18 protein-coding genes are annotated in these 13,971 nt (G+C 39.2%); 6 read left to right on the plus strand and 12 right to left on the minus strand.

Features of this window, described 5'->3' with window-relative positions; genetic code table 11:
• The 4 genes from MOB01S_RS10910 to MOB01S_RS10920 all read left to right on the plus strand — a co-directional run.
• Window positions 1-1,014 (plus strand): SGNH/GDSL hydrolase family protein (locus tag MOB01S_RS10910; protein ID WP_218016099.1); only part of this gene is annotated, 1,014 nt, incomplete at its 5' end.
• 17 nt (window positions 1,015-1,031) lie between these two features.
• The gene (locus MOB01S_RS10915) at window positions 1,032-1,772 is read left to right on the plus strand and encodes an autotransporter outer membrane beta-barrel domain-containing protein (RefSeq protein ID WP_066805284.1); all 741 of its coding nucleotides are present in this window, start codon (window positions 1,032-1,034) and stop codon (window positions 1,770-1,772) included.
• A 10-nt stretch (window positions 1,773-1,782) separates the two neighbouring features.
• A complete protein-coding gene (locus tag MOB01S_RS12430) occupies window positions 1,783-1,938 on the plus strand; it encodes a hypothetical protein (RefSeq protein ID WP_157073983.1) in 156 nt (51 codons plus the stop codon).
• Window positions 1,939-1,964: 26 nt separating this feature from the next.
• Window positions 1,965-2,432, plus strand: coding sequence for a DUF2846 domain-containing protein (locus MOB01S_RS10920; RefSeq protein WP_066805286.1), 468 nt, complete (start codon window positions 1,965-1,967; stop codon window positions 2,430-2,432).
• Window positions 2,433-2,559: 127 nt separating this feature from the next.
• Here MOB01S_RS10920 and asd read toward each other — a convergent pair whose 3' ends face one another.
• Window positions 2,560-3,393 (minus strand): archaetidylserine decarboxylase, encoded by an 834-nt coding sequence (gene asd, locus MOB01S_RS10925; RefSeq protein WP_066805289.1) that lies wholly within the window; start codon window positions 3,391-3,393, stop codon window positions 2,560-2,562.
• Between the two features lie 79 nt (window positions 3,394-3,472).
• Here asd and dtd point away from each other — a divergent pair, with 79 nt between their 5' ends.
• Both dtd and MOB01S_RS10935 read left to right on the plus strand, forming a co-directional pair.
• On the plus strand, window positions 3,473-3,925 hold the full coding sequence (dtd, locus tag MOB01S_RS10930) for a D-aminoacyl-tRNA deacylase (RefSeq protein WP_066805290.1): 453 nt from the start codon (window positions 3,473-3,475) through the stop codon (window positions 3,923-3,925).
• Between the two features lie 127 nt (window positions 3,926-4,052).
• The gene (locus MOB01S_RS10935; RefSeq protein ID WP_066805292.1) at window positions 4,053-4,286 is read left to right on the plus strand and encodes a hypothetical protein; all 234 of its coding nucleotides are present in this window, start codon (window positions 4,053-4,055) and stop codon (window positions 4,284-4,286) included.
• Between the two features lie 108 nt (window positions 4,287-4,394).
• On the opposite strand, the gene rplT is transcribed toward MOB01S_RS10935, so the two are convergent.
• The 11 genes from rplT to MOB01S_RS10990 form a co-directional block, all read right to left on the minus strand.
• Entirely contained in the window at window positions 4,395-4,751 is a 357-nt protein-coding gene (rplT, locus tag MOB01S_RS10940) for a 50S ribosomal protein L20 (protein WP_066805294.1), read from the minus strand.
• Window positions 4,752-4,766: 15 nt separating this feature from the next.
• Window positions 4,767-4,958 (minus strand): 50S ribosomal protein L35, encoded by a 192-nt coding sequence (gene rpmI, locus MOB01S_RS10945; RefSeq protein ID WP_066805296.1) that lies wholly within the window; start codon window positions 4,956-4,958, stop codon window positions 4,767-4,769.
• 161 nt (window positions 4,959-5,119) lie between these two features.
• Complete coding sequence (locus tag MOB01S_RS10950; RefSeq protein ID WP_066805298.1) at window positions 5,120-6,010, minus strand: MBL fold metallo-hydrolase; 891 nt, start codon at window positions 6,008-6,010, stop codon at window positions 5,120-5,122.
• A 77-nt stretch (window positions 6,011-6,087) separates the two neighbouring features.
• Complete coding sequence (locus MOB01S_RS10955; protein ID WP_157073984.1) at window positions 6,088-6,255, minus strand: hypothetical protein; 168 nt, start codon at window positions 6,253-6,255, stop codon at window positions 6,088-6,090.
• A gap of 29 nt (window positions 6,256-6,284) precedes the next feature.
• Window positions 6,285-6,689, minus strand: a complete 405-nt coding sequence (locus MOB01S_RS10960) for an SRA domain-containing endonuclease (protein ID WP_066805302.1) — start codon at window positions 6,687-6,689, stop codon at window positions 6,285-6,287.
• A 407-nt stretch (window positions 6,690-7,096) separates the two neighbouring features.
• A complete protein-coding gene (locus tag MOB01S_RS10965) occupies window positions 7,097-7,867 on the minus strand; it encodes a DUF4435 domain-containing protein (protein WP_066805304.1) in 771 nt (256 codons plus the stop codon).
• A complete protein-coding gene (locus MOB01S_RS10970; RefSeq protein WP_066805307.1) occupies window positions 7,867-8,997 on the minus strand; it encodes an AAA family ATPase in 1,131 nt (376 codons plus the stop codon). The genes MOB01S_RS10965 and MOB01S_RS10970 overlap by 1 nt, the downstream gene beginning before the upstream one ends.
• A 73-nt stretch (window positions 8,998-9,070) precedes the next feature.
• Window positions 9,071-10,732 (minus strand): energy-dependent translational throttle protein EttA, encoded by a 1,662-nt coding sequence (ettA, locus tag MOB01S_RS10975; RefSeq protein WP_066805309.1) that lies wholly within the window; start codon window positions 10,730-10,732, stop codon window positions 9,071-9,073.
• 99 nt (window positions 10,733-10,831) lie between these two features.
• Entirely contained in the window at window positions 10,832-11,230 is a 399-nt protein-coding gene (locus MOB01S_RS10980) for a hypothetical protein (protein WP_066805311.1), read from the minus strand.
• Between the two features lie 12 nt (window positions 11,231-11,242).
• On the minus strand, window positions 11,243-11,608 hold the full coding sequence (locus tag MOB01S_RS10985) for a hypothetical protein (protein ID WP_066805314.1): 366 nt from the start codon (window positions 11,606-11,608) through the stop codon (window positions 11,243-11,245).
• 400 nt (window positions 11,609-12,008) lie between these two features.
• Window positions 12,009-13,640: an ABC transporter substrate-binding protein gene (locus tag MOB01S_RS10990; protein WP_066805317.1), complete on the minus strand. Its 1,632-nt coding sequence runs from the start codon at window positions 13,638-13,640 to the stop codon at window positions 12,009-12,011.
• Window positions 13,641-13,971: the final 331 nt, after the last annotated feature.

Consider the following 13,971-nt stretch of genomic DNA (forward strand, 5'->3'; position numbering starts at 1 on the left):
TTCCCCCCCCCCCCACTTTCCCCTTCTAAAAAATCATTATACCTTGCTCTTACTGGACTTTTAATCAGTCCTATCGCCACCGCCCAAAACAACCAACAACAAGACAATCCACAATTTAGCCAAACGGTTGTATTTGGAGATAGTTTGAGTGATGTGGGTAATTTTAAGGCACTTAATCCCAACATTTCTAATTTTGCTGGTGGTGTATGGAATGGCATTAAGGGTTGGTTGTTTGGCAAAAATAACCCTGATGTTGGTATTGGTCAGACGTTTAGCACCAATCCAGATTTGACGTGGGCGGGTGATTTGCCCCCTGTTACTTATGGTGAACCAGTTGTTTATGCTGTAGGTGGTGCAAAGGTTGCTACTGATAACCCTCAAAGTAAGTTGTTTGGGCTTGTCAAACCTGATATTCCCTCTGTTAAATCTCAAGTTGATGCGCATTTAAAATCCAACAATCAAGCCAATCCTGATGCTTTATATGCAGTATGGATTGGTTCAAATGACTTAATGGGGCTTAAAAATGGCAACAAAGAGTTAAAGTTAGCAGACGTGCAAGTTATTGAAACTGCAAGCCAAAAGCAAGTAGAACAAATCGATCGCCTACACCAAGCGGGGGCTAAGTACATTCTTGTGCCGAGCGTGCCAAATATTGGCATTACTCCAGAATTTAACACCAGCACCGAACGTCAAAAAATCTCAGATGCCGCCAATCATTATAACCAAACGCTATATCAGGGGCTGCAAAATCAAAGTAATGCCAATGTGATACCTGCCAATACCTATGCTTTATTAAATGAAGTAGTGGCAGATCATGAGTCTTTTGGTTTTAAATATGGTAATGGCAAAAATGACCGTGCATGTAAAACCTCCATTGGAACAGAAGAGAAAAACTGGGGTTGTGGTAAAACCGAATGGCAAAACCCTAATGCCAACGAAGAATATGTATTTGCTGATGGTATTCACCCAAGTGGCAGAACACACCTATTTTGGCTCAATACTATCAAACATTGATAGAAACGCCCACACAAATGGCACAATTACCAAAATATGCGATACAAGCCCAAACGTTGCGTGATGAACAACTTCATCAGAATCTAGATAATTTAGACGATGGGCGTTTTTCTATTTGGGCAAGTGCAAGCACTACCAATGCTAAAACACATGATGGTCAAAAACTAAACGACCCAAATATCATGCTAGGCATGGACGCAAAAGGCAACTCATCACGAGTAGGTCTTTATGTGACTCATAATAACCAAGATTATGCACCAACGCCAGCCATTGACGCCAAGATGAAAACAACAGGTGTGGGTTTTTATGGGCAAAAAGAGGAAGGTGGTTTTAGGGTGAGAGCCAATGTTGGTGTAAACGACACCAAAATGGATACCAAGAGAGATGTGGTCTGGGAAGGGCAAAAGCGTACCCATACCGCCCAAACTGATGTGTCAGGTATCAATGCGGGGTTGCAGGTGAGTTATGGTATTCAAGCTAATAACCTGACTGTCCGCCCACACGTTGGCTTGCATGGTCAATCATTAAAAGTGGATACGTTAAGCGAATCTGACCCACATCTTTCCACAGCGATGGCTTATGATTTTGACGACAGAACATCGCTACACACTCGTGTAGGGGTTGATGTCGCTTATCAGCTGGGTAATAAAACAACATTTAATTTGGGTGTCGCTCATCGTCATGAGATTGGTAATAACAGTGAACCACATTTTGTAGAAACCCGTTTACCATCTTTGGTAAATAGTTATTTATACTGACAGCTATCTTATGCCCGTGTCGGTAGATAAAGTAGATTCAACAACAGCACATATGGGTGTGCGTGTGGACTTTGGAAAAGTAAGCATGAATGCAGGCGTGAACGCTAATGACATCAACAATGAAACTGCTGTCGGCGGTCATGTGGGCATACAGGCGAGTTTTTGATTAGTGGATTTTGCGTGAGTTTTTTTATGTTAAAACATATCTTATTATCAATGATGGCGGTGTTGGTGGTTGGTTGTGCTAGTGTTCCCATGCATGATATTCAGACGTCTGGTCAAGCAAAAGTCTTTAAGGTACCTACCAATGGCAATGCTGGTCTTTATGTGTATCGTGATACAGCATTGGGTGCAGCACTAAAAAAGGATGTATGGGTTGATGGCGAATGTCTGGGAGAAACTGCCCCCAAGATATTTTTTTATAAAGAAATTTTGGGCAATCAAAGGCATGTTATTACCACCGAATCTGAATTTGGCAATCAAGATTTGTGGATTGAAACCAAAGCTGGTGAAAATTATTTTGTAAAACAAGTAATAAGACCGGGCGTATTTGTGGCTGGTGCCTACTTAAAAGCAGTTGAGGCGGAGCAAGGCATGAAAGAAGTAACCAAGCTAGACATGGCACAAACAGGCAAATGTCGTAAGGCTTTGGTAAAGTAAAGTGAGTTGCAAGTCTTGCCAAATAAGACCCCAAAATAACTTTTGGGGTTTTTATTTTCACTTAATTTATAGCATTTAAAAAATGCCATTTATTTTTTGATGAAATAACAATGTGATATTTATGGATTTATTGGTTAATCCGCCCAATCCTTTCACCCATTTTCACTACTTTACCATGTACAAAGTCATCATTCCAAGCAGTATTTGCTGATTTTGGTAAAACAATGATGGCGGTAGAGCCTAGATAAAACCGCCCAAGCTCATCGCCCTTTTTGAGTGCCAGCTCATGTGTGCGGTGCTGAATGTAGGGCGTGCGTTTGATTGCTCCTGTCGCTACGCACTCAATGCCCGCCACAATCATTGCCCCTACCAAAATCACACACGCTTTGCCAAAAACGGTGTCAAATTCACAAACCAAGCGTTCATTTCTAGCGAACAAATCAGGGACATGACAGGCAGTGGTATTATTGACCGAAAACAGCGTTCCAGGGACATAACGAGTGGCAGTCAGCACGCCATCAAAGGGCATATGTACACGGTGGTAATTGGTTGGGGCAAGATAAATGGTGGCAAACGAACCGTCCACAAATGCCTTGCCTAGTTCATAATCCGCCAAAAGTTGCCCCACATCATAGTCTCGCCCTTTGGCTTGGAGCAGTTGCCCCTGTGTAATCGCTCCAATCTGACTAATCTTACCATCAGCAGGGCAAGCAATGCCATCTACTGTTTCATCTATTGGACGAGAGCCATCTTTTAATTCACGTGTAAAAAAGTCGTTAAAACTGTCATAATCATCCAAACTACCCCGCTGATACTCCGCCAAATCAATACCATAGGCTTTGGCAAAAGTGTGGACAAAGGCTTTTTTGATATAAGGGTTTTGGCTTTTGGCAAGGTAGCCTGCTACTTCGGATAGGGTTTGTTGAGGGGCGAGATTTTGAGCAAGGGTAAATAGGTTCATGGATTTTTCCAAAATAAATTTGATGCTTTATTTTAACCGATATTTGTTATAATGGGCGTTATTTTTTATAGGAAATATCATGAAGTCCCTCATTCAACGAGTTCATTCTGCCAATGTGATGGTGAACGGTCAGACGGTTGGCGAAATTGGCAAGGGAGTGCTTGCCTATATTGGCATTGGTAAAGACGATGATTTTGATAAGGCGTGCAAACTTATTGACAAAATTCTCACCTACCGCATTTTTGAAAATACGACCGACCTTGATAAATTGGGCAAACTGGACAAATCAGTATCTGATGTTGATGGCGGGCTTTTACTTGTGTCGCAGTTTACTCTCATGGCGAAAACTGATAAAGGTCGCCGTCCTGATTTTGCTCCTGCCATGCCCCCAAGTGATGCCAAAGTGTTGTTTGAAAAACTGGTGGATTATGCCCAGTCGGTCTATCCTCATGTACAAACGGGTGAATTTGGGGCGAATATGGCTGTTAGTGCCGTTAATGATGGTCCAATTAATTTTTTGCTTGAAGTGTGATGGTTTGATACTTTAAATAAATTTTAAATATTATTAAGTATTATTTCATTTAAAAACCTTGATAGTGATATGGTTTTGTGTTATTATCAAACAACGCAGTTTCACCAACCCTCCTAAGGAGTTTATCATGAGTCAAGTTGTCAAAGAAATTGATTATCAGGCGTTTTATGATTTTGCACTTCAAAAAAGTGAGAAAGACCCAAATCTCACGGTGGTTGAGGCATTAAAACAATTTTACGCACATAACGATGTTTATGTAAGTGAGCTTGACCGTGCGATGTATGAGATGGAAAAAAATGGGCATAGAGACGATAGAATTCAAGCAGACGCTCAAAAGACAACGCTAGGTACATCATACTAGTCATTGACACGTATTAATGATAAATAAATGCAAGCTTCGTTGTTGATTCGTAAACAAACAAAACCCCAAAACCAAAGTTTTGGGGTTTTTAATTTGTTAAAAAACAAATTATGCCAACGCAGATTTTGCTTTTTCGCAGATTGCAGTAAACGCAGGAGCGTCATGCATGGCGATGTCTGCTAGGATACGGCGGTCAATCTCAACACTTGCTTTTTTCAAGCCATTGATAAGACGGCTGTAACTTAGACCATTTAGGCGTGCACCTGCATTGATACGAGCAATCCACAGACGGCGGAAAGAGCGTTTTTTGTTACGGCGGTCACGGTATGCGTATTGACCAGCTTTCATTACCGCTTGTACAGCAACACGATACACACGAGAGCGTGCACCATAGTAACCTTTTGCACGGGCTAGAACTTTTTTATGACGGCGATTTGCCTGTACACCACGTTTTACACGAGCCATTTTATTCTCCTAAAATTATAGATAAGGGCACATACGGCGGATTGACGGAACGTCAGCGACGTGAACCATAACGCAACCACGAAGTTGGCGGATACGCTTAGGAGATTTTTTGGTCAAAATGTGGCGTTTAAACGCTTGTTTGCGTTTGAAGCCATTTGCGGTTTTTTTGAAACGCTTTGCCGCACCACGTTTGGTTTTTAGTTTCATAACTACCTCTTTAAATAAAGATCGGTTGCCCGATTTAGACCTTTTTGCCATAAATGGCGGAAGGTGGGAACGTTATTGTAGCGGATTTGGGCAGTGATTGCAAGAGTTGTTAGACTTAATCCATAAATAAAACCCCCAACCGATGTGTTGAGGGTTGTTTTTTAAAAGTCTAATTGGATAATGTCGCCACTTTTTGGGACGATAACACGAGTCAAGTCGTGATGTTTGACAAATTCACGCATTTGACTAGAACTGACAGCAGTTTGGGGTAGAGCATCCATATGTACGGTGGCGATGATGGCTTTGGTAGAATGGTCGTTGTGAATTCTAGCAACATCCGCCAAGCCCATGATAGGGCTACCCTCAAAATTTGGTATTTTAGCATAGCCTGCGTTGAGTACGATAAAGTCAGGCTGATAAAATTTTAGATTGTGGGCGATTTCGTGGTTGTAAATGGTATCACCAGCCAGATAAATGGTGGGTTTGCCTTTGGCTTGGAATACGACTCCCATAGCATCACCAACCATTTCGGCAATTTTAGGGTCAGAGTACATTTCATCTGTGCCATGTTGTCCACGTGTGCGAGTGAGCTTGACATCGCCAAAAGGTGTGTTTTTCCCCATAACTCGCACATCAGTAAAACCCTGCTCGCGAATTAAACGTGCATCGCCTGCATTTTGTACAAAAATTGGCAAATCCTTGGGAATGACCTCTTGGGCAACTTCGTCCCAATGGTCAAGGTGCGTGTGGGTTACGATGACAGCATCCACCCCTGATAAAATCTCCTCGATGCTTTGGGTGAGGTCAATTAGAGGGTTACGAATGGTAGCATTGGGAGCAAGATAACGCCCTTTTTCTGCCAAGTAAGGATCTACTAAGAAGGTTTTGCCAGCATAGTTGATTTTGGCGGTAGCATTACGGATGTGCTGATACTGGGATTTGGTGGTGGGTACTGGTGTGTTGGGTGTTTGGGTTGGTACGCTTTGGCAAGCAGTTAAGCCGAGTGTAGCAAATAAAGCAGTGGCAAATGTAAGGTGTTTGATGTTGAACATGGATTTCCCTTAAATCTAATACAAGGTAATTTGTATTGCATTATAACACGTTGGTGGGGTTTTGGTAACTGTTTTTACTAGTATAGGTAAGCTGATTGTTTTAAATAATATTCGCTCACAGGTTGTAAATATTTACCATTAATGACAAGGCATTTGACAGACTTTTCTTTATTATCACCCTTATCATCAAAGAAATCTACCGACTGTGGGCAAAAGACTTTGGTTTCACCTAAATTCCACGCCATATAGCCGTATAGGATATTACCAACCAAAATCAGACATTTTTTAATGGAAATACTACTACTTTCCTATTTTTATTATCTTCATCTTGTTGCATTTGATAAAAAGGCTCCCCCGCCAAATACACTTCGCCAGCATATTGATAATAATTGGGTTTTGAACTATTAAATAGTAAAACTTGCACACCATTAAAAACAGATTCTGCCAATGTTTTATTTTGTGCAAAATTAATATCTTGGTCGCCTTTTAAACCCATACCGATGTAATAAAAAATATCCTCTTGCCAATAATTTTTATAAATAGAATCAGTTTTATTGATTAAAATTAGGCAATTGGCTTGTTTGCTGCGACGCATACCACCTGCATTGGAAACCTTAAAAGTATCCATTAAATCTTGATTAGTAAAAATTGTGCCAATTTGATAATTATTAATTAACATTGTTCGCTCCTTAGTGTAACATAATGCTATTTTTGGTCTATAGGAAAAATTCCTATGATATCTTATTCTTAATTAATAGTAATCACCAATCTGACTTAATTTCTTAATTGATGGTCATTTTTTATAAATTTATCCTTCCAAGTTTCTGTTTAGTCTTGCAAAATAGGTTTGCGTTGGTGATTTTTATTAATTTTTTGAAATCAACTGCAATGCATTTGTTGAATTAACACATCGTGCCAACCATTTTGTGTTAATGCAACTTTGACTTAATAACAGTATGTGCCTTTAACCAATGTCATCCAATAGTTATTAAAGTTATTTTTTAATTGCACAATATTGTTTAAATAACTCTTACCACGAGTGAGAATACGGGGTTCAAAATTGGTTAAGGGTGCAATTTTCTTTACCTAAAATAATCTTTTAACATCATCAAAAATACGGTTAATTCGGTCATTGGGTCGAACGGCAATATTTTGAAAAATTTGCATAGTTCTTATGCCATTTTTCATATTGCTTGTAAATAACGCCATTAGAGATTTTCCTCTAATAGATAAGGGGAAATCATCTATCAAACTTTGTTTTAATTGATGATTGATATTTTCATTTTCCAGTAATTTAATCATGTCTTCATATTGCTTAAACACCCTTTCAGGGTTATGAGATATTTTTCTAAATTCCGATAAAGTTAAGTTTTCTGCACAATCTAATTTATTTAAATCATGATTATATTTATCAATGGTTGCCTGTAACGCCAAAGCATACCAATCAATAAACTTTTCTTTATCTTGATTGAAATTGACTTTAATATCAGGATTATCGTCTATCATTTTTTGACAGCAGTAGTCAATAAAAACATCGTTTTCAATAGAATATCCACTTGTGAAAATAAGTTTCTGATTTTTAAACTCATCAGGAATTCCAATATTAATCCAAATGTCTTGGTCTGCAATAAATACAATATTTTTATTATACAAACGCCCATTGGGATTGACTGTTTCTTGAAATATTTTTAATACATTTGCTCTACCGCCAACAGGAGTTACAATAAGATTGCTTATCTCATCTTCTAATTTTCGGTAAATAATAATATCATCTTTTCCTTCAACAATAATTGCTGGTAAATCAGAATGTTTTAATGCAGCAATCATCTCATCTAAATCAACTTCAACCTTTGCCATTATTGCTCTTCTCCATCGCAATCTCCCCTATCATCAACCCAAGTTAATTCTTTGTCAGGATATTTTGCATAGATAAATGGGGAATGTGTTGCAACAATAAATTGATTGCTAGAATTTTGTTTTAATAAAGTTGGAAATAAAATTCTTTGCCAATCCACATGCAAACTTAATTCAGGCTCATCAATGATAAAAATGGTATCTTGATAAAAAGCATTATATGCTAAAAAACTTAGCATCTGTTTTTCGCCTGCGGATAGCAGATTGGAATTAATGGTCTGGACTGTATCGCCAAATGTTAAATTACCAATTTCAATTCCAGATATTTTTAAAATATCTAAAATATATTTTTTGGCGACATCAAGTGGTTGCATAATTTTTTGTTTAAGTTGCTCGGAATTATCCATAATACTATGAATGTTTTGTAGTTCATCTTGTATTTTTTCCGTATCTGTATATTTCTGTAACTCTTTTAGTTTGGTAGACACAATATTATTTGAAACATCTTGTATCTTTGAAGATTTTTCAGTCAACTCCGCATGTTTATCTCTTAGAAAATTTTCTACATCATAAGTTCCTAATGATGTAATAAACTGATGGTTATTTTTTGTCATTGTTTTGGATATATCCAATAATGAAGTCTCTAAAGGGGTTGATGACAACAAACCTCCAATTGTTGATTTTTTTACCTGAACGCTACTTTCAACCCTACGAAAAGTTGGCAAAAACAAAGAGTTACCAAATTCTGATAAAGTTTGAAAAAAGTTTTGATTGCTATTCTTATTGCCCACTACAGCAATAATTTTTGTATTTAAATATCCGTTATCATCCACAATATAATCTTCATTTGAGAAATATCTTTCATCTATATTTAATTTAAAAGAGCAGCTTATAGTACTTTTTTTTGTTACTTCCAAAGTATAAGTAGATGTTTCTATTTTTACTGTATCAAAACTAATTTCTTTTAATGCATAGGAAATATTTCCACTAATCACATACCAAATTAATTTTAAAATATTGGTTTTGCCAGAGCCATTACGGCCTGTGATAATATTTAAATCACGATTAAAATCTAATTTAATGTGATTATTCAAACCATTTAAACCAATAATTTCAGCAGACTTTATTATCATATATACACCTTAAATTGTATTTAAAAACATACCCATAAAAAATATGGGCATGTTATTACCATTGAAAGTTAAATCAACCCCCAATCTTCTTATACTTCATACGCTTGGGCGTGGCATCTGCTCCTAGCCTTTCTTTACGCCATTTTTCATATTCGGTGTAGTTGCCGTCAAAAAATTCAGGCGTTTCATTCTCAAACGACAAAATATGCGTACAAATACGGTCTAAGAACCATCTGTCGTGCGACACCACCATTACCGTACCCGGGAAGACTTCAATGGCATCTTCTAAGGCACGCAAGGTCTCAACATCTAGGTCGTTGGACGGCTCGTCAAGCAAAATCACATTCGCCCCTTGCTTTAAGGTCTTAGCAAGTTGTAAGCGATTGCGTTCGCCCCCTGATAAGTTGCCGACAAGTTTTTGTTGGTCTTGACCCTTAAAGTTAAAGCGTCCAATGTACGCACGGCTTGGCGTGGTGTACTCACCCACGGTAATCATATCCAGACCATCTGACACCTCTTCCCACACCGTTTTTTTGTCGTCAAGGTTGTCACGCACCTGTCCCACATAGGCGACTTTGACGCTCTCGCCCACTTCTACCGTGCCAGTATCGGGCGTATCTTTACCAGTAATCATATTAAACAATGTGGTTTTACCTGCACCGTTTGGTCCAACAATGCCTACGATTGCCATTGGTGGTACGGTAAAGGACAGGTTTTCATAAAGTAGGCGGTCGCCAAAGGATTTGGAGATGTTTTTGACTTCAATGACTTTATTGCCCAGTCTTGGTCCTGGTGGGATATAAATCTCTGCCGTCTCATTTCGCTGTTGAAACTCACGAGAGTTCATCTCTTCAAAGCGTTCTAGGCGAGATTTGGACTTGGCTTGCTGACCTTTTTGGTTTTTGCGTACCCATTCAAGCTCTTGTTTTAAGGCTTTGGCAAAGGCTTCTTCTTGCTTTTGCTCTTGTTCTAGGCGTTTATTTTTTTGTTCAAGCCACTCGGTGTAGTTGCCTTGATAGGGGTAGCCATAGCCACGGTCCAGCTCCAAAATCCACTCAGCGACATTATCCAGAAAATAGCGGTCGTGGGTAATCGCCACAATCGTGCCAGAGTAGTCCTTTAAAAATCTTTCAAGCCACGCCACAGACTCTGCGTCCAAGTGGTTGGTCGGCTCATCAAGTAAAAGCATATCAGGCTTGGATAAGAGCAGACGGCACAGGGCGACACGGCGTTTTTCACCCCCTGACAGTTTAGAAACATCAGCGTCCCAAGGCGGTAGGCGTAATGCGTCCGCCGCCTTTTCAAGCTGGGTGTTTAGGTTGTGAGCGTCCCACGCCTGAATGATGTCCTCCATTTTGCCCTGCTCGGCAGCCAATTTGTCAAAATCAGCGTCAGGCTCGGCATACTCGGCATAGATTTGGTTTAGGCGGTCAAGGGCGTCAAGGGCTTCACGCACGCCATCTTCCACATTTTCACGCACAGTTTTGTTGGGGTCAAGCTGGGGTTCTTGGGGCAGATAGCCCACCTTAATGCCAGCTTGGGGGCGTGCCTCGCCATTGTACTCGGTGTCCACACCTGCCATAATGCGTAGCAGGGTGGATTTACCTGCACCGTTTAGACCCAAAACGCCAATTTTGGCACCTGGGAAAAAAGAAAGTGAAATGTCTTTTAAAATCTCTCGCTTAGGCGGAATGATTTTAGAGACTTTGTTCATCGTATAGATGTATTGAGCCATAACTATCCTTTTGATTTAAAAAGAAAAATTAAAAATAAAAAAAGGGAAATTTAACTGGTTATTATCGCAAAATTTTAAGAATTGGGCAAGCATAAAAAATCAAACAAACAAAGACCACGCCCATATAAATACCAACAATAGCATACAAAACGCAATAGAAATCATGTATAAAAACCAAAAAATTTTGCTAAATTTATCAACAATATTGTCCATTCTTTTTTGTTTTTGGTATTCTTGCAATTCTTTTTCGGTTAATTTGGGTGGTGTGTATGCGATATATTTTCTAAACCCAACAACATAAGGTTTGTAGGGCGGTTCTGTTTCGTAAAAAACCGTATATACCACCCTATCGCCAACGGTCAAATCATCCGATAAACATTTATCACTCTCTAAGAACAATAACTCTCCTTCAAATAAATAATCATCTTTTACCCAGCCTGTATTTGTTTGATTATCCCAAGACATCAAAATACCAGAACTTTCATCAGGAAATGCCATATCCACTCCTTTTTATGATTTTGGTAAAATAAATTTGGCTAAAATTGCTGATGATATTCCGCCAATTAGGGCAAATACCAAGTGAGAAAAAATCACCAATAAAATCCCTGAAACCAAACATTCATTTAGCTTATAAAAAGTGCTTTTAATATTAATGATTAACCAACAAACAAAAGTAACCTCAAAACCTATCCAAAATGTTTTAAAATAATCATCGGATGTAAGTGTTTTTATTTTAAAATAAGCTAAGACAATACCTGTCAATAATGCAGGAACAAAGCCAGTCGCCCAAACTACAACAATAAAAGGTAAGATTTGATTTTTTCCCACAAAACCATAGAAAAAGAAAGCAAGTACCGCAAAAATCAATAATGGCATTCCACCCACCAGTCCGCCCAACAATGGATAAAGTGTAATGACTTTTAAAGTGGGGTATTTATTTTTTTTGATTGTTATTCATAAAAACCATTTTATTTTTATGTATACCCAACAAACTTAAATCTACTACGGATTATAGGGATGAATTACAATTCACTCCTACAATCCGTAGTAAATTTTAAGTTCGTTAAGTATAGTATATTTTGAGCTCTGTTAGTACAACAGATACCCAAAAAAAGCACATCTTACGATGTGCTTTTGGTATATAAAACAAAATAAAAACAAGACCTCTTAGATTAACCCTAACTACATATAAATATGAAGCAATGGCTATCCTTTCATTAAAGGTTTTTTGGTCTAATGATTATAGTGGGTTTTCACCATGTATATACACAACCCATTATTTAAATGACCAATGGCGAGCTTGCCAGTTACCCAATGCGTCTTTGGTAGAGTAACCTTGTACATCGGGTTTGACCACACGGGCATTGACCTGATAATACACCCACACGTTTGGCGTATCTTTATCCAAAATCCCTTCAAGCTGATGATACACTTTGGCACGCTCCTCAGCCGTTTTGGTGGTAAGAGCAGTTTTTAGTAGTGTGTCGTATTCCTTGCTTGAATAGTCGCCATAGTTGCCCGAGCCTTCGGTACGCATGACATTTAGGAAAGTAGCAGGGTCATTATAATCACCACACCATGCTGCTCTTGCCATTTGATGCTCGTGGTTACGGCGACTGGCAAGATAGGCTTTCCATTCTTGGTTACTTAGTGTAATCTGCACAAAACCTAGTGCCTCTTGCCACAACGACTGTGCTGCTACTGCCACTTTTTTGTGATTTTCGCTGGTGTTGTAAAGTAGCTCAAACTTCAACGGATTTTGCTCATTATATCCTGCTTCGTTAAGCAACCTTTTTGCCTCTTCAATACGTTTAGCTTTATCCCATGCCTGCCATTGTGGCGTATAATTTGGGTTTGTTGCCGTAACAATCGGGGTCATCTGATAAGCAGGCGTTTCGCCACGTCCAGCGACTTTTTGGGTGATGATATCACGGTCAAGAGCAAGTGTCATCGCACGGCGGACACGCACATCATCAAAGGGGGCTTTATTGACGTTCATTTCATAATAATACGAGCAAAACGATGGCGAAGTTTTCACCTCATCAGTCTTAATGGTGGCAAGCATCTCACTAGGAATGTCGGTATAAGTAATGTCTAACTCACCCGCCTGATAACGAGCGAGGTCAGCCTGCCCACTATCAATCGGCAACAAAACCAGATTGTCAATCGCCACCTTATCTGCATCATAGTAATGGGGGTTTTTTACAAAAACCATCTTTTCGCCCACCTTCCACTCTTTGATGATATAAGGTCCATTGACCACGATATTTTCAGGTTTTGCCCATGTGTCGCCAAACTGCTCAACTGCTTTTTGAGGAACAACACGCATGGCAGTATAGGTGAGCATTTCTGGCAAAAATGGCACAGCTTCTGATAAGGTGATTTCTAGTGTCTTATCATCAATGGCTTTTACACCCAATTCACTTGGGGCTTTTTTGCCTTCAATAATATCACTTGCATTCAAAAATTTGGCATCTACCACATAGTTGGCAAAGTTAGCGGCAGTTTTTGGGTCAACCATACGCTGAAAACTAAACACAAAATCTTGGGCAGTAATTGGCTCGCCATTTGACCATTTGGCATCTCTTAGCTGAAACGTCCAGACGATATTGTCTTTACTCTCCCAACTCTTAGCAATGCCTGCTTCAAGGTTGCCATCAGCATCTGTGGTGGTCAGCCCCACAAACTGCTGGCGAGCCACACCAGATTCAGGCACACCCCCTGTCTTGTGAGGGTCAAGCGAACTAATCTCTGCACCGTTGTTGATGGTTAGGGTATTTTTGGTGGTAGTTGCACCTGCCGATTTGGCTGAGGTGGTTTCGGCAGATTTGTCCGCACCACAACCCACCAGAGCAACTGACAGTCCCACCGCCAATGCAGTGGCGGTATGTTTGAATGATAAACGCATGATGATTCCTTTTAATAATAGGGAGAATTGTTGGCATTTTATCACGTTGTACCAACATTCACACAAATAACTTTATTCTTTTTTGGAATATGAGCCATAACTCATTTTGTAAGCATTTACTTACAAAACTTTACGATTTTTGCGTATTTTCTTACACAAATAATTTTGGCATAATACGCACATCAGCAAGGAATTGGTAAATGGAACAACCAACATGGATGAATGCTGATGTTATGGATAGAAATTATGGATAACAGTAAGTCCTCCTACGATAAAACCGCAATTCCCCCGATTGCGGTTTTATTGCTTTTGACATAAAAAAACTTTCTAA

This window comes from Moraxella oblonga NBRC 102422 (genome assembly GCF_001598275.1).
GTDB lineage: Bacteria > Pseudomonadota > Gammaproteobacteria > Pseudomonadales > Moraxellaceae > Moraxella > Moraxella oblonga.